At 69.0% G+C, this 20,554-nt stretch carries 16 protein-coding genes; 15 read left to right on the top strand and 1 reads right to left on the bottom strand.

Translation table 11 applies throughout. The features are described from left to right. The first annotated feature begins 61 nt into the window (after nucleotides 1-61). The 6 genes from ACSQ9A_RS21465 to ACSQ9A_RS21440 are packed head-to-tail and all read left to right on the top strand — an operon-like array spanning nucleotide 62 to nucleotide 6,157. On the top strand, nucleotides 62-1,270 hold the full coding sequence (locus ACSQ9A_RS21465) for an acyl-CoA dehydrogenase family protein (protein WP_436305088.1): 1,209 nt from the start codon (nucleotides 62-64) through the stop codon (nucleotides 1,268-1,270). Then, nucleotides 1,267-2,226, top strand: coding sequence for an ABC transporter substrate-binding protein (locus ACSQ9A_RS21460; RefSeq protein ID WP_436305087.1), 960 nt, complete (start codon nucleotides 1,267-1,269; stop codon nucleotides 2,224-2,226). The genes ACSQ9A_RS21465 and ACSQ9A_RS21460 overlap by 4 nt, the downstream gene beginning before the upstream one ends. Continuing rightward, nucleotides 2,223-2,819: a cysteine dioxygenase gene (locus ACSQ9A_RS21455; protein WP_436305086.1), complete on the top strand. Its 597-nt coding sequence runs from the start codon at nucleotides 2,223-2,225 to the stop codon at nucleotides 2,817-2,819. The genes ACSQ9A_RS21460 and ACSQ9A_RS21455 overlap by 4 nt, the downstream gene beginning before the upstream one ends. Then, the gene (locus ACSQ9A_RS21450; protein WP_436305085.1) at nucleotides 2,816-4,060 is read left to right on the top strand and encodes a rhodanese-like domain-containing protein; all 1,245 of its coding nucleotides are present in this window, start codon (nucleotides 2,816-2,818) and stop codon (nucleotides 4,058-4,060) included. Before ACSQ9A_RS21455 ends, ACSQ9A_RS21450 begins: the two co-directional genes overlap by 4 nt. Before the next feature lie 50 nt (nucleotides 4,061-4,110). Then, nucleotides 4,111-5,202, top strand: a complete 1,092-nt coding sequence (gene apbC / locus ACSQ9A_RS21445; RefSeq protein WP_436305084.1) for an iron-sulfur cluster carrier protein ApbC — start codon at nucleotides 4,111-4,113, stop codon at nucleotides 5,200-5,202. 10 nt (nucleotides 5,203-5,212) lie between these two features. After that, complete coding sequence (locus ACSQ9A_RS21440; protein ID WP_436305083.1) at nucleotides 5,213-6,157, top strand: LysR family transcriptional regulator; 945 nt, start codon at nucleotides 5,213-5,215, stop codon at nucleotides 6,155-6,157. A gap of 330 nt (nucleotides 6,158-6,487) precedes the next feature. Here the strand turns inward: ACSQ9A_RS21440 and ACSQ9A_RS21435 are convergent, their stop codons facing one another. Continuing rightward, nucleotides 6,488-7,618, bottom strand: coding sequence for an IS110 family transposase (locus ACSQ9A_RS21435; RefSeq protein ID WP_436305038.1), 1,131 nt, complete (start codon nucleotides 7,616-7,618; stop codon nucleotides 6,488-6,490). A gap of 267 nt (nucleotides 7,619-7,885) precedes the next feature. On the opposite strand from ACSQ9A_RS21435, the gene ACSQ9A_RS21430 reads away from it, so the two are divergent. The 9 genes from ACSQ9A_RS21430 to ACSQ9A_RS21390 all read left to right on the top strand — a co-directional run bounded on the left by ACSQ9A_RS21430 (nucleotide 7,886) and on the right by ACSQ9A_RS21390 (nucleotide 20,541). Next, nucleotides 7,886-9,694, top strand: coding sequence for an NADH-ubiquinone oxidoreductase-F iron-sulfur binding region domain-containing protein (locus tag ACSQ9A_RS21430; RefSeq protein WP_436305082.1), 1,809 nt, complete (start codon nucleotides 7,886-7,888; stop codon nucleotides 9,692-9,694). Continuing rightward, complete coding sequence (gene fdhF, locus ACSQ9A_RS21425; RefSeq protein ID WP_436305081.1) at nucleotides 9,691-12,672, top strand: formate dehydrogenase subunit alpha; 2,982 nt, start codon at nucleotides 9,691-9,693, stop codon at nucleotides 12,670-12,672. The genes ACSQ9A_RS21430 and fdhF overlap by 4 nt, the downstream gene beginning before the upstream one ends. Before the next feature lie 172 nt (nucleotides 12,673-12,844). Beyond that, on the top strand, nucleotides 12,845-15,061 hold the full coding sequence (locus tag ACSQ9A_RS21420) for a LamG-like jellyroll fold domain-containing protein (protein WP_436305080.1): 2,217 nt from the start codon (nucleotides 12,845-12,847) through the stop codon (nucleotides 15,059-15,061). A 108-nt stretch (nucleotides 15,062-15,169) separates the two neighbouring features. Continuing rightward, nucleotides 15,170-16,306, top strand: coding sequence for an ABC transporter substrate-binding protein (locus tag ACSQ9A_RS21415; protein ID WP_436305079.1), 1,137 nt, complete (start codon nucleotides 15,170-15,172; stop codon nucleotides 16,304-16,306). A gap of 74 nt (nucleotides 16,307-16,380) precedes the next feature. Further along, the gene (locus tag ACSQ9A_RS21410) at nucleotides 16,381-16,965 is read left to right on the top strand and encodes a DUF3305 domain-containing protein (RefSeq protein ID WP_436305078.1); all 585 of its coding nucleotides are present in this window, start codon (nucleotides 16,381-16,383) and stop codon (nucleotides 16,963-16,965) included. Beyond that, complete coding sequence (locus ACSQ9A_RS21405; protein WP_436305077.1) at nucleotides 16,958-17,560, top strand: DUF3306 domain-containing protein; 603 nt, start codon at nucleotides 16,958-16,960, stop codon at nucleotides 17,558-17,560. The genes ACSQ9A_RS21410 and ACSQ9A_RS21405 overlap by 8 nt, the downstream gene beginning before the upstream one ends. After that, the gene (locus ACSQ9A_RS21400; RefSeq protein ID WP_436306337.1) at nucleotides 17,520-19,598 is read left to right on the top strand and encodes a 4Fe-4S dicluster domain-containing protein; all 2,079 of its coding nucleotides are present in this window, start codon (nucleotides 17,520-17,522) and stop codon (nucleotides 19,596-19,598) included. The genes ACSQ9A_RS21405 and ACSQ9A_RS21400 overlap by 41 nt, the downstream gene beginning before the upstream one ends. Continuing rightward, nucleotides 19,595-20,212 (top strand): TorD/DmsD family molecular chaperone, encoded by a 618-nt coding sequence (locus ACSQ9A_RS21395; RefSeq protein WP_436305076.1) that lies wholly within the window; start codon nucleotides 19,595-19,597, stop codon nucleotides 20,210-20,212. The genes ACSQ9A_RS21400 and ACSQ9A_RS21395 overlap by 4 nt, the downstream gene beginning before the upstream one ends. Nucleotides 20,213-20,316: 104 nt before the next feature. Beyond that, nucleotides 20,317-20,541, top strand: coding sequence for a formate dehydrogenase (locus ACSQ9A_RS21390; protein ID WP_093105975.1), 225 nt, complete (start codon nucleotides 20,317-20,319; stop codon nucleotides 20,539-20,541). The last annotated feature ends 13 nt before the right edge of the window (nucleotides 20,542-20,554 follow it).

Genomic DNA, 20,554 nt, shown 5'->3' with positions numbered 1-20,554 from the left:
AGTTTGGATATGCGGGATTCGTCGTTCCCCGCACGCGGCGCGGCCTTTAAGGTGCCGCACCATGAGTTCTCAAGTCCTGCGCCGCCTGCCGGCCGACCCCGCAACGGACGCCGCGCTGCTGGCCCGCCTGTCCGCCCTGTTTGCCGAGACCGCGGCCGACCACGATAGGAGCGGCGCCTTCCCGCGCGAGAACTTCGCCGAGCTGCAGGCGCAGGGGCTGATCGGCCTGGTCGCGCCGCAGGCGCATGGCGGCGGCGGCGCCTCGCTGGCGGCGGCGCGCCGCGTGCTCGCGGCCGTGGCCTGGGGCGAGCCCGCGACCGCGCTGATCCTCACCATGAGCTGGCTGCAGCAGCATGCGATCGGCCGCACCGACAGCCGCTGGCCGGCCCGCCTGCGCGAGCGCGTGCTGCGCGATGCGGTGCGTGAGGGCGCGCTGATCAATGCCTTGCGCGTGGAGCCTGTACTCGGGTCGCCGGCACGCGGCGGCCTGCCCGCCACCACGGCGCGGCGCGAAGGCGCCCAGTGGAAGATCAACGGCCACAAGCTCTACACCACCGGCATCGAGGGGCTGACGTGGCTCGCCGTCTGGGCCCGCACCGACGACGAGGCGGCGCCGCGCACCGGCTTCTTCCTGGTGCCGCGCGGCGCGCCCGGCATTCGCGTGGTGGCCAGCTGGGACCACCTGGGCCTGCGCGCCTCGGGCAGCCACGAGGTGCTGTTCGAGGAGGTCGCGATCCCGCTCGATCACGCGGTCGATCTGCGCGCGCCGGCCGAGTGGGCGCCCGATGCCGGCAGCCAGACCGACATCGACGCTCATGCCACGCAGCACGCCTGGATGGTGGTGCTCTTGGGCACGCTCTACGACGCCGCGGCGCGTGCCGCGCGCGACTGGCTCGTCGGCTTCCTGAACCGGCGCGCGCCGAGCTCGCTGGGCGCCTCGCTCGCCAGCCTGCCGCGCGTGCAGGAACACGTGGGCGAGATCGAGGCCCTGCTGCGCAGCAACCGCGTGCTGCTTGATCAGGCCACGGCCGAGGTCGACGCCGGCCATGCGCCGGCCGCCACCGACAGCGGCCTCTTGAAGTACACGGTCACGAACAACGCCATCCGCGCCGTCGAGCTGGCGCTGCAGCTCACCGGCAACCACGGCCTGGCGCGGCAGAACCCGCTGGAGCGCCACTACCGCGACGTGCTGTGCAGCCGCATCCATACGCCGCAGAACGATGCGATCCTGGTGGGCGCGGGCAAGGCGGCGCTGGGAGTGCGTTCATGAGCTCGCGCCGTCACTTGCTCAAGCAGGGCGTCGCACTCTCGCTGGCCGGCCCGCTGAGCGCGCTGGCGCAAGGCAGCGCGCCCACGACCCTGGTGCTCGGCGACCAGGCCGGCGGCCTGCGTGCCTTGTTCGAAGCTTCGCGTGCACTCGAAGGCGCACCCTTCCAGTACCGCTGGGCCAACTTCCAGGGCGCCGCGCCGCTGTTCGAAGCCCAGCGCAGCGCGGCCGTCGACACGGCGGTCGCGGGCGACCTGCCGGTGCTCGCCGCGGCTGTGGGCAGGACGCCGCTCAAGATCGTCGCCACGCGCGTCGGCAAGCCCGAGGCGCTGGGGATCGTGGTGCAGCCCGACTCGCCGCTGCGCCGCGTGGCCGACCTGCGCGGCCAGAGCGTGGTGGTGTCGTCCGCGCGCGGCAGCATCTCGCAGTACCAGCTCTACGGCGCACTCGAAGAGGCGGGCGTGAAGCGCGAGGAGGCCAACCTGCGCTTCGTGCTGCCGACCGATGCGGCGGCCGCCTTCGCCTCGCGCCAGATCGACGCCTGGGCCATCTTCGATCCCTACTACGCGATCGCGCTGCAGCAGGGCGGGCGCATCCTGCGCGACGGCCGCGGCATCAACACCGCGCTGGCCTTCATCACCGCGAGCGAGTCGGCGCTGGCCGACGCCGCCAAGCGCGCGGCCATCGCCGATTTCCTGCAGCGGCTGGGCCGCGCCGGCGAATGGGCCAAGGCCAACGCCGAGGCCTATGCCAAGGTCTATGCGGAACTCACGCGGCTGCCGCTGGAGACCTCGCGCACCATCACCGCGCGCGCGGCCGTGACGGGCCGGCCCGTCAGCGAGGCCGACATCGTCGCGCTGCAGGCCGTGGCCGACCGCTCGGCGCGCGACGGCATCCTGCCGCTGCGCGTGGACGTGCGGGCCATCACCGACACGCGGGTCTGGAAGCCGGCAGCGTGAGCGCGCTGGCGCCGCTGCGCGAGTTCGTGGTCGATTTCGGCCGCCTGCTCGATACGCATCCCGGCGAACCGCGCATCCTGGAGGAGGGCGGTGCGCTGCTGCGCCGGCTGGTGGCGCGCGACGACTGGCTGCCCGATGCCTATGCCCGGCCGCACCCCGAGCGCTACCAGCAGTTCCTGCTGCATGCCGACTCGACCGAGCGCTTCTCGGTCGTCAGCTTCGTCTGGGGCCCGGGCCAGGCCACGCCGGTGCACGACCACACGGTGTGGGGGCTGATCGGCATGCTGCGCGGGGCCGAGTACAGCCAGGCCTACCGCGAGCGACATGGCGAGCTGCGCCCCGAGGGCGAGCCCTCGTGGCTTGCGCCGGGCGACGTGGAGGCCGTGTCGCCTCGCATCGGCGACGTGCACCGCGTGCACAACGCCTACGACGACCGCGTGTCGATCAGCATCCATGTCTACGGCGCCAACATCGGTGCGGTGCGGCGCCATACTTACCCTGCGGGCGGCGGGCGCAAGCCCTTCGTCTCCGGCTACTCGAATACGCAACTGCCCAATCTCTGGGACCGATCCGCCGAACTTCACCATCCATGACTGCCACGCTGTCCTTTGTCGCCGTGCGCGCCCACCTGCTTGCGGGCGACGAGATCGCCTTGCTCGACGTGCGCGAGGAAGACCCCTTCGCACAGGCCCATCCGCTGTGGGCCGCGAACCTGCCGCTGTCGCGCATCGAGCTCGATGCCTGGCGCCGCATTCCGCGCCGCGACACGCTGATCGTGGTCTATGGCGAGCACGAGGGCATCGACCTCGCGCCGCTCGCGGACGAGCGACTGCAAGCGCTCGGCTACACGCGCGTGCATTTGCTTGAAGGCGGACTCGAGGGTTGGCGCCAAGCCGGCGGCGAGCTGTTCCGCGACGTCAACGTGCCGAGCAAGGCCTTCGGCGAACTGGTCGAGCATGAGCGCCATACGCCCTCGCTCGCGGCCGAGGAGGTGAAGGCGCTGATCGATGCCAAGGCCGACGTGGTGGTGCTGGACGCGCGCCGCTTCGACGAATACCAGACCATGAGCATCCCCACCGCGACCAGCGTGCCCGGCGCCGAACTCGTGCTGCGCGTGCGCGAGCTCGCCCCCGATCCGGCCACGCGCGTGATCGTCAACTGCGCGGGCCGCACGCGCAGCATCATCGGCACCCAGTCGCTGGTGAATGCGGGCATCCCCAATCCGGTGGCGGCGCTGCGCAACGGGACGATTGGCTGGAAGCTGGCAGGGCAGGTGCTCGACCACGGCGCCACGCGCCGGGCGCCCGAAGCAGGTGAAGCGAACCGTGCCGCGGCGCGGGCTTCGGCGAAAGACGTGGCACGGCGTGCCGGCGTGCGTTGGGTCGATCTCCACGCGCTCGCCACCCTCGAAGCGCCTGGCCGCACGCTCTACCGCTTCGACGTGCGCACGCCCGAGGAGTACGAGGCCGGCCACCTGCCCGGCTTCGCGAGCGCGCCGGGCGGGCAGCTGGTGCAGGAGACCGATCACCACGTGCCGGTGCGCGGCGCGCGCATCGTGCTGGCCGATGACGACGGCGTGCGGGCGCCGATGACGGCCTCGTGGCTGGCGCAGATGGGGTGGGAGGTGCATGTGCTGGCGCCGCAGGCCGCGTCGGCGCGCCGTGACAAGGGTCCGGCACCGGCCAAGGCCGCGACGCCTGCGACCGGCCGCTACCGCCGGCCCTACGAAGGCACCGACGCGCCGCCCGAGGCGATGCAGGCCTACCTCGACTGGGAGTTCGGCCTGGTGGCGCAGCTGGAGTCCGACGGCACGCACGGCTTTCGCGTGCTCTGAATAGGCGCCGCGACGCGGCGGACTAGACTATCTGTCATTAGGAGTTACCAATGGCAGTTACCCAGGCGGCGCTCACCGAAGCGCTCAAGACCGTCCTCGACCCCAACACGGGCAAGGACTTCGTCAGCACCAAGGCGCTGAAAAACCTGCAGATCCAGGAGGGCGACGTCTCCTTCGACATCGAGCTCGGCTACCCGGCCAAGAGCCAGATGCCGGCGATGCGCAAGGCGCTGGTGGCCGCGGCCAAGGGCGTGGCCGGCGTGGAGAACGTGTCGGTCAACATCGCGACCAAGGTCATCAGCCATGCCGTGCAGCGCGGCGTGCAGCTGATGCCCAACGTCAAGAACATCATCGCCGTGGCTTCGGGCAAGGGCGGCGTGGGCAAGAGCACCACCGCGGCCAACCTGGCGCTGGCGCTGGCGGCCGAGGGGGCCAGCGTCGGCCTGCTCGATGCCGACATCTACGGCCCGAGCCTGCCCATGATGCTGGGCATCGACCGCCGTCCCGAGAGCGAGGACGGCAAGACCATGGAGCCGCTGGAAAACCACGGCGTGCAGGTGATGTCGATCGGCTTCCTGGTCGACCAGGACGAGGCCATGATCTGGCGCGGCCCGATGGCCACCCAGGCGCTGGAGCAGCTCCTGCGCCAGACCAACTGGAAAGAGCTCGACTACCTGATCGTCGACCTGCCGCCCGGCACCGGCGACATCCAGCTGACGCTCTCGCAGCGCGTGCCGATGACCGGCGCAGTGATCGTGACCACGCCGCAGGACATCGCGCTGCTCGACGCCAAGAAGGGCATCAAGATGTTCGAGAAGGTCGGCGTGCCGATCCTCGGCATCGTCGAGAACATGGCGGTGCACGTGTGCTCGAACTGCGGCCACGTCGAGCACATCTTCGGCGCCGAGGGCGGCAAGAAGATGGCCGCGCAATACAACATGGAGTACCTCGGCGCGCTGCCGCTGGACATCAACATCCGCCTGCAGGCCGACAGCGGCAAGCCGACGGTGGTGGCCGATCCCGACGGCGAGGTGGCGGGCATCTACAAGTCGGTGGCGCGCCGCGTGGCGGTCGGCATTGCCGAAAAGGCGAAGGATTTCTCGGCCAAGTTCCCGACCATCACGGTCAGCAAGAACACCTGATCAAGCGCTCATGAACCTGCTCGCGTCCATGCGCTACCTCAGCGCGCTGCACGAGCACCGCCACTTCGGCCGCGCCGCGCAGGCCTGCCACATCACGCAGCCGGCCTTGTCGAACGCGCTGCGTGCGCTGGAGGCCGAGTTCGGCGTGGTGATCGTCAAGCGCGGGCGCACCTATTCCGGGCTGACGCACGAGGGCGAGGCCGTGCTGGCCGCGGCCCACCGCATGCTGCACGAGAACGAGGTGCTGCAGCAGCTGCTCAAGAGCGAAGAAGACCGTCCGCGCGGCAACCTGCGCATGGCCGCGGTGCCGACCGCGATGCCGATGCTGGCGCGCTTCGCGGGACGGCTGCGGGCGCGCCATCCGGGCATCGTGCCGACGGTGCTGTCGATGAGTTCGCTCGAGCTCGAAACCGGGCTGGAGAACCTGTCGCTCGACCTGGCCCTCGGCTACACCGAGCGCATGCGAAGCGGCGAGGTCAAGCTCACGGCCTGGCCGCAGAGCATCGAGCACTATTACCTGGTGCGCCGGTCGGCGAGCGCCGACCAGCCGGCGCTGCAGTTCGGCGCGCCCATCGCCTGGGCAGAAGCGGGGCGGCTGCCCCTGTGCCTGCTGACGCCGGAAATGCACAACCGCTCCATCGTCGACCAGGCCTTCGCCGATGCCGGCGTCACCGTGAAGCCGGCCATCGAGACCAATTCGGTGCTGACGCTGGCGCTCAGCGTGAGCGCCGGGGACGTTTGCGCCGTGCTGCCCGGCGGCATGGTCGATGCCGTGCGCAGCCACGGCGAACTGGAGGCGCTGCCGCTGGTGGCGCCGGAGGTGCGCACGCCGATCGGCTTCATGACGCAGACGGCCGTGCGGCCCTCGCGCGCCCTCGATGCGGCGCTGGCGCTGGTCCAGAGCCCGGCCTGGCAGCAGGAAGTCGCGGCGCACAGCGGAGCGCTGCGCGGCTGATATGGCTTGATCCTGTCAAGAGCGCAAGCCCATCTCTCCGGGTTCCGGATTGCAGAATTCGTTCGCGAATGCCGGATGGGGAACGCGACGGAGCCGGGTGCGTGAGCGACGGTTGATCATGCTGATATGCGTGGATTGGCTACCGACAGTTCATGTATTCGTCGCGGGGCTGCCTGCTTTCTAGGGTCTGCGGTTGGTCACTTGCGTGGCTGCGCAATAGCCGCGCCGAGGATTCCCCTGTGGCCGTGGCTGCGCCGCGTTCCCGATCCGGCCTCAAAGAGGTTGTTCGATAGGCGCCTCCTTCGCGTTGCTTGCCATGTCATCGCGGGTTCACGTCGAGGCAGGCGGCGTCACCTCGCGCGCAATGGCCCACACGAAGCCCGAGAGTTCGCGCGCGATGGCCACCACGATCTTGTTGTGCGGCATGCGCCGCGCGGCCAGCCGCTTGAAGCGCGCGCACAGCCGCAACTGCGCCGTCCAGGCGATGTCGGTCACGGCCTTGGGCAACTCCGACTGGCGCCTGGCGATGACCGCACTGACCCGCGCCGGGTAGCGGTACTGGTGCGCCACTTCCACCAGCATGCGCCGCGCCGCCGAGTTGCCGGCCTTGGTGATGGCACCCTGTCGGCGGCGCTGGCCGCTGGAACTCTCGCTGGGCACCAGGCCCAGGTAGGCCATCAACAGGCGCGGGTTGGCGAAGCGGTGGAAGTCCTGGATCTCGGCCACCAGCGTGATCGCGGCGATGAGCTGCACACCGCGCAGCGCCTGCAGCGCGGCCACCACCGGCGCCAGCGACCAGCCCGCCAGCGCATCGCGCAGCGACTGCTCCAGGCGTGCGATGCGCGCCCCCGACTCGCTCACCGCGTGCAGGTACTCCTGGAAGGCGATCTGCTGCGCGGCGTGCGGCAGCGCCATGCTGGCCAGCCAGCGCAGATGCGCCGCCGTCCAGGCGCTCTTGCCCGCGTACACCACGCCGCTGCGCAACAGCAGCGCCTTCAGGCGGTGGCGCGCGTTGCGCTGTTCCCGCACCGCGTCCTCGCGGGCGCGCACCAGATCGCGCAGCGCCTCGTCCACGGCGTCTGGCACGCGCACGGCACTGAGTTCACCTGCGCGTGCCAGGCGCGCCAGCATCAAGGCGTCGCGGCGGTCGGTCTTCACCCGATCACCCGAGCGCTTGGGGATGGACGAGGGCGCCACCACCTCGCAGTGGTAGCCCAGTGCGGCGAGGTGGCGCTGCAGCACGAAGCCGCAGGGGCCCGCTTCGTAGACGACATGTAGGCAATGGCCCCGGCTGACCAGGCGGCGCAGGGCCTTGGTGACGGCACCGACGCCGCCGGCGACCGCGCCCAAATGGCGCACTTCGCCGTCACGGCCGGCCTCGGCCAGGGCGATGTCGATACTGTCCTTGTGGACGTCTAGGCCAACGTAAACGGTGGCCGCAGTGGTGGTAGATTGACTCATGGCCCGTCTCCTTGCTCGTTGACACGCTGTCCGCCCCTCGGGGTGCAGCGTTGTGGCTCGGCGCACCCACGGTGCGCAACCCACGGTAGTCCTGGAGACGGGCCACCTCAACGGCTCAAGCCATTCTGTCTAGTGAGGTGCGCCGCATCATTTCTTTATTGAATCGCCCCATGTGCGGATTCAATTTGCCGAAAACCGCAAGCGGGGCGACAGTCGGGCAGGCCGTGCCTTCGCGCGGCCGGACAGTCCGCAACAACGGCCGAGGCAATGAACTACCCAGGCACCCAGAACGCCGTCCAGGCGATCCCGCTCGCGACCCCCGATCAACTGCGCGAGCGCATCCGCCGCAAGAGCAAGCTCAAGGGCCGGCAGCCCGAGACCGAAGCGCTGGCGGAGGTGCGCGCACTCATCGGCCCGCGGCCCGATGACGGCTGGCGGCGCGACCTGCTGATCGAGCAGCTGCACCTGCTCAACGATGCGCACGGCGGGCTGCACGACCGCCACCTGGTGGCGCTGGCCTCGCTCATCAACGTTCCGATGGCCGAGGTCTACGAGGTTGCGACCTTCTATCACCACTTCGAAGTGCTGCGCGGCGACGAGCAGGCACCCGGGCTCACGATCCGCGTGTGCGATGGCCTGGCCTGCGAGCTGGCCGGCGCACAGGACCTGCTCGCGCGGCTGCCTGCGCTGCTGGGCGCGGCGGGCCGCGACGACGTGCGCGTGATCTCCGCGCCCTGCATCGGCCGCTGCGAGCAGGCGCCGGCCGCGGCGGTGCACCAGCGCGCCGTGCCGCTGGCGACCACCGACCGGCTGCTGCAGGCGCTGGACGCCAGGCCGTCAGCGCCCGAGACCTTCAACTTCGTGCCGGCGGCGCTGGCCGAGAAAAGCGTCTCGCCGCCGCCCGAAGGGATCGCGGAGATCCCCGCCTTCACGGACTACGCCACCTACCGCGCCAACGGCGGCTATGCGCTCGCGGCCGCGCTGGTCAACGGCGAAGAGGACGCCGAGGCCGTGCTCCGCGCGATGGAAGACTCGGGCCTGCGCGGCCTCGGCGGCGCGGGCTTTCCGGCCGGGCGCAAGTGGCGCATCGTGCGCGAGCAGCCGGCGCCGAAACTCATGGCGGTGAACATCGACGAGGGCGAGCCCGGTACCTTCAAGGACCGTACCTACCTCGAGCGCGATCCGCATCGCTTCCTCGAAGGGCTGCTGGTGGCCGCGCAGGTCGTGGGCACCGAGGCCTGCTACATCTACCTGCGCGACGAATACCACGACTGCCGCCGGCTGCTCGAGGCCGAGCTGGCCAAGCTCAAGGCCGACCCGCCCTGCACGCTGCCGCGCATCGAGCTGCGGCGCGGCGCCGGCGCCTACATCTGCGGCGAGGAGTCCGCGATGATCGAGAGCATCGAAGGCAAGCGCGGTGAGCCGCGCATGCGCCCGCCCTACATCGCGCAGGTCGGCCTCTTCGGCCGGCCGACGCTGGAGCACAACTTCGAGACGCTCTACTGGGTGCGCGACATCGTCGAGAAAGGCCCGCAGTGGTTCGGCGGCTTCGGCCGCCACGGGCGCAAGGGGCTGCGCAGCTTCAGCGTGAGCGGGCGCGTCAAGAACCCCGGCGTCAAGCTCGCGCCGGCGGGCATCACGGTGCAGGAGCTGATCGACGAATACTGCGGTGGCATGCTGCACGGCCACACGCTTTACGGCTATCTGCCCGGCGGCGCCTCGGGCGGCATCCTGCCGGCGCGCATGAACGACATCCCGCTGGATTTCGACACGCTGCAGCCTTACGGCTGCTTCATCGGCTCGGCCGCCGTGATGGTGCTGAGCCAGCACGATCGCGCGCGCGATGCGGCGCTGAACATGATGCGCTTCTTCGAACACGAGAGCTGCGGCCAGTGCACGCCCTGCCGCGTCGGCACCGCCAAGGCGGCGGCGCTGATGCAGGCGCAGGTGTGGGACAACGCCACGCTGGAAGACCTCGCGCAGGTCATGGGAGATGCATCGATCTGCGGGCTGGGGCAGGCCGCGCCCAATCCGATCCGCTGCATCCAGAAGTACTTCCCCGAGGAGATCGCGTGAACGCTCCCACACGACTTGCCGAAGTGATTCCGCAGACCATCGAGTTCAAGCTCGACGGCCGCGCCGTCCAGGCCTTCGAAGGCGAAACCATTCTTCAGGCCGCGCAGCGCCACGGCGTCGATATCCCGCACCTTTGCTACAAGGAGGGCCTGCGCCCCGACGGCAACTGCCGCGCCTGCGTGGTCGAGGTGAAGGGCGAGCGCACGCTCGCGCCGAGCTGCTGCCGCAATGCGACGGCGGGCATGGAGGTGCAGGCCCGCAGCGAGCGGGCGCTGAAGAGCCAGAAGATGGTGGTCGAGATGCTCTTGTCCGATATGCCGGACCGCGGGTACAAGTGGAACGACGAGGCGGCGGCGAAGGCTGCGAGCCCCCACCCCAACCCTCCCCCAAAGGGGGAGGGGGCGAGTCCGGAGTTGCTCCCTTCCCCTCTGGGGGAGGGTGGGGGCTTCCCCGTCGGCCAGCACGGCGAGCTCAGCGAATGGGCCGAACGCCTCGGAATCTCCGTCCGCCCCGAGCTCAAGGCCCTGCGCCGCGAGCAACCGAAGGCCGATGTCTCGCACCCCGCGATGGCCGTCAACCTCGACGCCTGCATCCAGTGCAACCGCTGCGTGCGTGCCTGCCGCGAGGAGCAGGTCAACGACGTGATCGGCTACGCGATGCGCGGCGGGGATTCGAAGATCGTGTTCGACCTCGACGACCCGATGGGCGACAGCACCTGCGTGGCCTGCGGCGAATGCGTGCAGGCCTGCCCGACCGGCGCCTTGATGCCCAAGAGCCAGATCGGCTCGCAGCAGGTCGACCGCAAGGTCGATTCGGTCTGCCCCTTCTGCGGCGTGGGTTGCCTGATCACCTACAACGTCAAGGACGAGAAGATCGTCAGCGTCGACGGCCGCGACGGCCCGGCCAACCACAGCCGACTCTGCGTCAAGGGCCGCTTCGGCTTCGACTATGCGCACCATCCGCAGCGCCTGACCAAGCCGCTGATCCGCAAGCCCGGCGTGCCCAAGGACTTCAACGACGCACCGCGGCCCGGCGACTGGCACGACGCCTTCCGCGAGGCCAGCTGGGAAGAGGCGCTCGCGCTCACCGCGGGCAAGCTCAAGAGCCTGCGCGACACGCACGGCAAGAAGGCGCTGGCCGGCTTCGGCTCGGCCAAGGGCAGCAACGAAGAGGCCTACCTGTTCCAGAAGCTGGTGCGCACCGGCTTCGGCAGCAACAACGTTGACCATTGCACGCGGCTGTGCCATGCCTCCAGCGTGGCGGCGCTGCTCGAAGGCGTGGGTTCGGGCGCGGTGAGCAACCAGGTCAACGACGTGGAGCATGCGGACCTGATCTTCATCATCGGCTCCAACCCGACCGCCAACCATCCGGTGGCCGCCACCTGGATGAAGAACGCCGCCAAGCGCGGCGCGAAGATCGTGCTGGCCGACCCGCGCGTCACCGACATCGGCCGACACGCCTGGCGCACGCTGCAGTTCAAGGCCGACACCGACGTCGCGATGCTCAATGCGCTGATCCACGCGGTGATCGACGAGGGCCTGGTCGACGAGGCCTTCGTGCGCGACCGCGCCAGCAACTTCGAGGCGCTGCGCGAGAACGTCAAGGGCTACAGCCCCGAGGCGATGGCGCCGATCTGCGGCATTCCGGCCGAGACGCTGCGCGAAGTGGCGCGGGCCTTCGCCAAGGCCAAGGGCGCGATGGTGTTGTGGGGCATGGGCATCAGCCAGCACGTGCACGGCACCGACAACGCGCGCTGCCTGATCGCGCTGGTCACGGTCACCGGCCAGATCGGCAAGCCCGGCTCGGGCCTGCATCCGCTGCGCGGGCAGAACAACGTGCAGGGCGCGAGCGATGCGGGGCTGATCCCGATGATGTTCCCCAACTACCAGCGCGTCGACAACCCGGGCGTGCACGCTTGGTTCGAGAACTTCTGGGGCATGCCGCTCGACGAGAAGCCGGGCTACACGGTGGTCGAGATCATGCACAAGGCGCTGGCGCCGGACAGCGATCCGCACAAGATCCGCGGCATGTACATCATGGGCGAGAACCCCGCGATGAGCGACCCGGACCTCAACCATGCGCGCCATGCGCTCGCGAGCCTGGAACACCTGGTGGTGCAGGACATCTTCATGACCGAGACCGCGTGGCTGGCCGACGTGGTGCTGCCGGCCACTGCCTGGCCCGAGAAGACCGGCACCGTGAGCAACACCGATCGCATGGTGCAGCTTGGCAAGAAGGCGCTCAACCCGCCCGGCGAGGCGAAGCCCGATCTCTGGATCATCCAGCAGATCGCAAAACGCATGGGCTTGGCCTGGAACTACGAGGGCGAGGAGTCCGGCGTGGCCGCCGTCTACGAAGAGATGCGCCAGGCCATGCATGCGGCCATCAGTGGCATCACCTGGGAGCGGCTGCAGCGCGAATCCAGCGTGACCTACCCCTGCCTGGACGCGGACGATCCGGGCCAGCCGACTGTCTTCATCGACGACTTCCCGACCGCCGACGGCCGCGTGAAGCTGGTGCCGGCCGACATCATCCCGGCCGACGAGCGGCCCGATGCCAAGTACCCCTTCGTGCTGATCACCGGGCGCCAGCTCGAGCACTGGCACACCGGCAGCATGACGCGCCGCGCCACCGTGCTCGATGCGCTGGAGCCGATGGCCACGGCGTCGATGAACCAGAGCGACCTGGAGACCCTGGGCCTCCAGGCGGGCGACGTGGTCACGATCCGCTCGCGCCGCGGCGAGGTGGCGATCCACGTGCGCCGCGACGACGGCACGCCGAACGGCGCGGTGTTCGTGCCCTTCGCCTACTACGAGGCGGCAGCCAACCTGATGACCAATGCGGCGCTCGATCCCATGGGCAAGATCCCGGAGTTCAAGTACTGCGCGGTGCAGGTGCTGCGCGGCGGCGTGCCGGTGGCGGCCGCGGGCTATGGAACCGGGGCGGTGGCAACGGTGGAAACGGCGACGGCGCATTGAAAAGCGGCATCGTGATGTGACATTTTTGGCATAGCGAGCGTCTTTCTGACGCCGGACGTCGCACTGCGGGCACGCATGCCAGGCGCGGCCCTGCGCGAGGACCTGGCTCGAGTGACTGGCATATATGTTGCTGGCCGTAACTTATCCAGCACATCACAACGCCAAGTCAAACGTGGACCAGCCAAAAAACGACAACGACATTTCATTGGATCGCCGCCTCTTCTGCGTGGGCGCAGTGAGCTTCGCAGCCCTGGGAACCGCGGCCTGCGGAGACGGTGGAAGCAGCGGCTTCGGCAGCGCCGGCGCGCTCGGCACCACGCAACAGAATGCGGCGACTTCGACGGCCACGTCCACCGAAGTCGCTGCGACCGAGCCTGTCACCAACTCCACCTTGACGTCGCAAGCGCGAAAGTTCACGCATCCCGGTCTGCTGCACACCGAGGCCGATTTCGAGCGCATGCGAACCAAGATCGCGGCCGGCGCCCAACCCTGGGTCGACGGCTGGAATGCGCTCACCTCCAGCAGCCGTGCCCAGCTCGGCCGCGCGCCCGTGCCGCTGGCAACGGTGGTGCGCGGCGGCGACGGCGAGAACCACCGCACCATGGTCGAGGACATGGAGCGCGCCTACCAGTTCGCGCTGCGCTGGAAGGTCTCCGGCAACACCGCCTACGCGGACCTGGCGGTGCAATACCTCGACGCATGGTCGTCGACGATGACGGCACTCAATGGCAACTCGGACCGCTTCCTGGCCGCCGGCATCTACGGCTACCAATGGGCCAATGCGGCCGAGATGATGCGCAGCTATCCGGGCTGGTCGTCCGAAGGCATCGCGCGCTTCCAGAAGCTGCTGCTGGAGGTGTTCTATCCGCTCAGCCACAGTTTCCTGATCAGGCACAACGACGCGAACATCACCAACTACTGGGCCAACTGGGATCTGTGCAACATCTGCGCCATCCTGGCCATCGGCATCTTCTGCGATCGCACCGATCTTTATGACGAGGCCATCGCCTACTACAAGACCGGCCGCGGCAACGGGGCGGCGGCACACAACGTCTACATGCTCCACCCCGGCTACCTGGGGCAATGGCAGGAAAGCGGCCGGGACCAGGGACACTCCACGCTCGGCATGGCGCTCACCGGCCTGCTGTGCGAAATGGCCTGGAGCCAGGGCGAGGACCTCTACGGCTACGGCAACAACCGCTTCCTCGCCGCCGCCGAGTACGTGGCCATGTCGAACCTGCAGGACGGCAACGGCCAGTACTACTCGCCGCCGTTCTCGACCTACGTCAACAGGCAGGGGACTTTCACCGTGGTGTCGACGGCCGGGCAGCCCAACCTGCGCCCGTGCTGGGAGTCGATCTACAACCACTACGTCAATCGCAAGGGGCTTGCGGCGCCCTGGGTGGCAACCATCGCCGCCCAGCTACGCCCCGAGCGCAGCGAATGGGGCGGCGACCAGCCGAGCTTCGGCACGCTGACCTACAGCCGCGATCCCGCAGCCGCGGGCACGCCGCCGAGCGGCCTCACGGCCTACGTCACTGCTGGCCAGGTACTGCTGTCGTGGTGGGGCAGCGCAGGCGCGACGAGCTACAAGGTCAAGCGAGGCACTTCGGCGAACGGGCCTTTCGCCACCGTCGCCAGCGTCACCGACCCTCGCACCTACACCGACACGCCGGGCAACGGCATCTGGCACTACGTCGTCACCGCGGTGAGCGCAAGCGGCGAGAGCAGCGTCTCCAACGTGGCGCGCGTGGCCTTGCCCGGCGAGCTGCGCGCGCAACTGCCGCTGGATGCGGCGAGCGGAACCACGGCCACCGATGGCAGCGGCAACGGCCAAAGCGGCACGCTGCAGGGCGGCGCCAGCTGGGGCGAAGGCCGCAGCGGCGGCCGCGCGCTGGCGCTCGACGGCAGCAGCGGCCACCTCGCGCTGCCCGCCGGTGTGCTCTCCAGCCTGGGCGACTTCACGATCGCGGTATGGGTGTACTGGAACGCCGCCGTCACCAACACACGCGTGTTCGACTTCGGCTCCAGCGACATCGCCTACCTCGCACTGCTGCCGCGCGATGCCGGCGGCTCGATGCGCTTCACGGTGACCGGCACCACCTGGTACGGTGAGCAGAGCATCGTGGCGAGCGCGTTGCCCACCGGCCGCTGGGTGCACCTGGCGGTCACCCTGTCGGGCACCACCGGCACGCTGTACGTTGACGGCGTGGCTGCCGGCAGCAACAACGCGATTGCGCTCGCGCCCTTCCAGCTCGGCGACACCACCCAGAACTGGCTCGGCCGCTCGCAGTACCCGGCCGACCCTTGCTTCAACGGGCGCATGCAGGACCTTCGCATCTATAGCGGCGCGTTGAGCGCAGCCGAGATCGCGGCGCTCGCGGCCTGAGGCGTCGGACGACGCCTGCCGTTGATCTAGGGTCAACCCCTAGGTCTCATCGATTTTAAGTTACAGTAAGTCACTACTAGTTACATGAGCGCCTGACTCACTTACTCGATGGAAAAACCGATTCAACGCCGGCACGCGATCCAACGCCTTGCCGCCGCGAGCGCCGCGCTGGCACTTCCGGCTTGGGCCCAACCGGCGCGCATCGTGCTCGGGCAATCGGCCGCATTCAGCGGCCCGGCCGAGCAGCTGGGCATTCAGATGAACAAGGGCGCGCGCATCTTCTTCGATGCGCTCAATGCCTCGGGCGGCATCAACGGCCGCAGCGTCGAACTGCGCACGCTCGATGACGGCTACGAGCCCGAACGCTGCAAGGCGAACACCGACAAGCTCATCAAGGACGAGGTCTTCGCGCTCTTCGGCTACGTGGGCACGCCCACCTGCCTGGCGGCGATGCCGCTGGTCGACGCGGCGAAGATTCCGTTCTTCGGCCCGTTCACCGGTGCCGAGGCCCTGCGCGAGCCGTTCCGCAAGACGGTGTTCCATGTCCGCGCCTCGTACTACGACGAGACCGCGCTGATCGTGAAGCAGCTCACCTCGCTGGGTCTCAGGAAGATCGCGGTGTTCCACCAGAACGATGCCTACGGCCAGGCCGGGCTGGAGGGCGTGAAGCGTGCGCTCAAGCCGCTCGCCCTGGACCCGGTGGCCGTGGGCAAGGTCGAGCGCAATTCGGTGAACGTCGCGCAGGCGGTAAAAGACATCACTGCCGCCGGCCCCACGGCCGTGGTGCAGATCGGCGCCTACAAGGCCTGCGCGGCCTTCATCCGCGAAGCGCGCAAGGCCGGCTACGGCGGCACCTTCTTCAACGTGTCCTTCGTCGGCACCGAGGCGCTGGGCGACGAGCTCGGCAAGGACGCCCGCGGCATCATGGTCAGCCAGGTGATGCCCTCTCCGTTCTCGACCAACACGCCGATCTCGCGCGAATACCTGGAGGCCACGCGCAAGGCCGGCCCTGAGGCCAAGCCCAACTATTCGAGCATGGAAGGCTACGTGGCCGCCAAGGTGCTGGCCGAGGGACTTCGCCGCGCGGGCCGCGCGCCGACGCGCGATTCGCTGGTCGCCGGCCTGGAGTCGATCCAGAACGCCGACTTCGGCGGCTTCCGCGTCGACTTCAGTGCCCGCAATCACGCGGCATCGAGCTACGTCGATCTGTCGATGCTGACGCAGGACGGCAAGGTTCGCCTTTGAGCTTGGGAAGCGGCTGCGCCGGCGCGAAACCCCGCTTGCGTGTCGCCGGCGGTGCATCGGCTATCGTCCGCCGCATGGTCCCATCCGAAACTCCATCCGGGGGCGCACACCCTTCTCTCGCCGTGGCGGTCGTGATGCGGCGCGAGCGGCTCCATGGCCCGTCGAGCCATTGGCAGCCCTGGCGCTGGACGCTCGACGAGGTGGTGCCCGACGAGCCGGGCTTCGGCGACGCGCCGCGGCTCTTGCGCGACGACGAGGGCGCGCAGCGCTGGCTGCACCCGGGCTTCCAGGTCGAACTGTTTCGCGATGAAGCAGAGGGTTACCAGCTCAACGCAACAACGCCCGCGCCCTGCTGGTTCGTGATGTGGCGCATGGAAGAAGAGGCGACCCTCGCGCCGGAGCCGATCGCGCGGCCGCTGACGGTGACGCTGAGCTACAACGAAGCGGGCCGCTGGCTCGATGCGCAGGAGAACGTCGAGCAGGTGCCGGCGCCCGAGGAGGTGGTGGCGTGGCTGCGCGCCTTCGTCGAAGAACACTACGTGGTCGAGCCCAAGCGCCGCAAGCGGCCGGAGAGCTTCAAGCCGCTGGTCGACCGCTTCGGCAATGCGGCCAGCGTGTCGACCGAGAAGAAGCGCGGCCGGGGAGCGGGCGATGTCTGAGGGCTTCTTCGATCGCTGGTCGCGGCGCAAGCAGCAGGTGCGCGAAGGGGAGGTGCCGCCGCCGGAGCCGGTGGCGGCCGTTCCGGTTGAACCGGCTGCGCTGGTCGAGACGCCCAGCCCCCATCCCGGCCTTCCGCCAGAGGGGGAAGGAGAAATACCGCCGCCCACGCTGGCTGATGCCGAAGCGTTGACCATCGACTCCGACTTCAAGCCCTTCGTCGCGAAGAACGTCGCGCCCGAGGTCAAGAACGCGGCCTTCAAGAAGCTGTTCGCCGATCCGCATTTCAATGTGATGGACGGGCTGGACACCTACATCGACGACTACTCCCAGTCGACCCCGGTGCCCGAGAGCGTGCTGCGCCAGATGGCGAGCGCGAAGTTCCTGAACCTGTTCGAGGAAGAAGAATCGAAAGAAGACCCTGAGGCCCACGCACCCCCGGACGTGGCACAGTCGATGCCTCCCGAGGAAGTTCCCAGCCCGCCGGTTGCCGATGCGCAACCCGCCAGCCAAGAGACCGATGACCACCACGCTGATCTGCGACTGCAACAAGACGATGCCCCTCGAGCCGAAGACGCTCGGGACGGCACTGGCTGAGAACCTGCCTCTCCATTCGGCACTGTGCCGGCGCGAGGCGCCGGCCTTCCAGCGCGCGATCCAGTCCGGCGACGAGGTGGTGGTGGCCTGTACGCAGGAGAAGCGCTTGTTCGGCGAGCTCGCGCAACAGACCCCGGATGCGGTGTCTCCGATCCGCTTCGTCAACATCCGCGAAACCGGCGGCTGGAGCCGCGACGCGAAGAGCGCGATGCCGAAGATCGCCGCGCTGCTCGCCGCCGCCAGCCTGCCCGAGCCTGATCCCGTGTCGACGGTCAGCTATGCGAGCCAGGGCCGCTTGCTGATCGTCGGTGCGCTCGACGAAGCGGAGAAGGCGGCTGCGCTGGTGGGCGACGCGCTGGACGTCACGATCTTTTCGCAGGGCCCCGGCATGTTCGGCGGTGCGCAGGAGCGCCGCTGGCCGGTGATCGCGGGCCGCATCGATTCGCTCGCCGGCTGGCTCGGCGCCTTCAAGCTGCAGTGGACGCGCGACAACGCGATCGACCTCGATCTCTGCACGCGCTGCAACGCCTGCCTCGCGGTCTGCCCGGAACAGGCCATCGGCTTCGACTACCAGATCGACAACGCCAAGTGCACCTCGCACCGCGACTGCGAACGCGCCTGCACGGTGGCCGGCGCGATCGATTTCAGCCGCGCGCCCGCGCAACTCGACGGCGCCTTCGACCTGGTGCTCGATCTCGGCGCCGCGCCGCTCATCGACTGGCATGCGCCGCCGCAGGGCTATTTCCACCTGGCCGGCGGCCTCGCGCATGCGCAGGGCCTGCAAACCCTGCTGCGCTTGCGCGAGCTGGTCGGCGAGTTCGAGAAGCCGAAGTTCTTCGACTACAAGCAGAAGCTTTGCGCGCACAGCCGCAACGAAGTGGTCGGCTGCAATGCCTGCATCGAGGTCTGCTCCGCGCACGCGGTGGCGAGCGACAAGGAACGCCAGCGCATCGTCGTCAACCCGAACCTCTGCGTCGGCTGCGGCGCCTGCACCACCGTCTGCCCGACCGGAGCGCTCGGCTACACCTATCCGCGCACGCCCGACCAAGGCCTGAAGCTGCGCACGCTGCTTTCCACCTATGCAGGCGCGGGCGGGCGCGATGCCGTGCTGCTGCTGCACAGCCAGGAAGGCGGGCAGGCGCTGGTCGAACGGCTCGGGCGCGACGCGCAGCTCGGCCGCGCGCAGGGCGTGCCCGCGAACGTGATCCCGGTTGGCCTCTGGCATGCCGCAAGCACCGGCATCGACCTCTGGCTCAGCGCGGTCGCCTTCGGCGCTTCGCAGGTGGCCGTGCTCGCGACCGGTGAGGAGGCGCCGGCCTACCTCGATGCGCTGCGCAAGCAGATGGCGATCGCGCAGGCGCTGCTGCTGGGGCTGGGCTACACGGGAACTCACTTCCGGTTGATCGAGGCGGCGACGCCCGCGGCCCTGGATGCCGCGCTGGCCGCCTTGCGCGACACGCGCCAGCAGCGGCCGGCCACGGCGGCGCGCTTCGCGGTCGGCACCGAGAAACGCAGCACGCTCGAACTCGCGCTCGACCACCTGATCGACGCGGCGCCGGCGCTGAAGGCGGCGCCCGAAGCGCCACTCGCGATTCCGCTGCCGGCAGGCTCGCCCTTCGGCACGATCGAGGTCGACAAGAACAAGTGCACGATGTGCTTGGCCTGCGTCAGCGCCTGCCCGGCCAGTGCGCTGCAGGACAACCCGAACGCGCCGCAGCTGCGCTTCGTCGAGAAGAACTGCGTGCAGTGCGGTCTTTGCGAAACCACCTGCCCCGAGGACGCGATCTCGCTGGTGCCGCGGCTGCTGGTCGCGGCCGAGCGCAAGCAGCCGGTGGTGCTCAACGAAGCCAAGCCTTGGAGCTGCATCCGCTGCGGCAAGCCCTTCGGCACGCAGAAGGCGATCGAGGCCATGCTCGGCAAGCTCGCGGGCCATGCGATGTTCCAGGGCGAGGCGCTCGAGCGGCTCAAGATGTGCAGCGACTGCCGGGTCATCGACCTGTACAGCGCGCAGAACGAAATGAAGATCACGCAGTTATGAGCGATAGTTTTCCGGTTTCCTCCGCGCTCGACGAGGAGCTTGCGCGCGCCGAGCTCTACGGCCTGCTGGCGCGGCTCTGGTATGCGGCGCCCGATGCCGAGTTGCTCGGCGTCTTCCAGGTCGCGCCGACCGAGGCGCCGGCCGCGGGCGCCTTTCTCGAGGAGCCCTGGCGCCAGCTCGTGGGCGTGGCGCGCGGCCTCGACGCCGCCGCGGCGAAGAGCGAGTACGACGCGCTCTTCGGCGGCATCGGCAAGCCCGAGGTCTACCTGTTCGGTTCGCACTACCTGAGCGGCTTTCTCAACGACAAGCCGCTGGCCCAGCTGCGTACCGACCTCGACCGGCTCGGCCTGGCGCGCGAGCAGGCGGTCTCCGAGACCGAGGACCACATCGCCTGCCTGTTCGAAGTGATGCGCTACCTGATCGCGGGCGAGGACGTCGCGGTCGCCAATCTCACGCAGCAGCAGGCCTTCTTCTCGACCCATGTTCAGTCTTGGCTGCCCGCCATGTGCGATGCGGTGGCGCAGCATCCGAAGGCGAACTTCTATGCCGCGTTGGCGGTGCTGACGCGCGCATTCGCAGAGGTCGAAGCGCAGGGCTTCGACATGCTGAACTGAGTCTGAGGGAAATAGATTTACGAAATATCAGGGTCTCGACTAGTATCCAAATATATGTAACTGGTTTCATATCTAGTTCCACCCAGCCACTCCTGGAGTTGTTAATGCAGGACAGCCAATCCGCCGGTCCCAAGCCGGCGTCCCGCCGCGGGTTCTTTTTCGGCGCCGCCTCGGTCGGCGCAGCTGCAGCAGCCGTCACGGTGCTGCCCAAAGTCGCGCCGGAGCCTGTTTCCGCCGCCACACCCGTTCCGAAGCCTGCGCCCGAGAAGGGCGGCGGCTACACGCTGAGCGAGCACGTCAAGCACTACTACAAGACCACTTCGGCCTGAGGACGAACACCAC

Source organism: Variovorax sp. LjRoot290 (assembly GCF_964253985.1).
Lineage (GTDB): Bacteria > Pseudomonadota > Gammaproteobacteria > Burkholderiales > Burkholderiaceae_C > Variovorax.
Note: the sequence above shows the minus strand (reverse complement) of the source record. Positions and strands in the feature narration are given on the sequence as shown.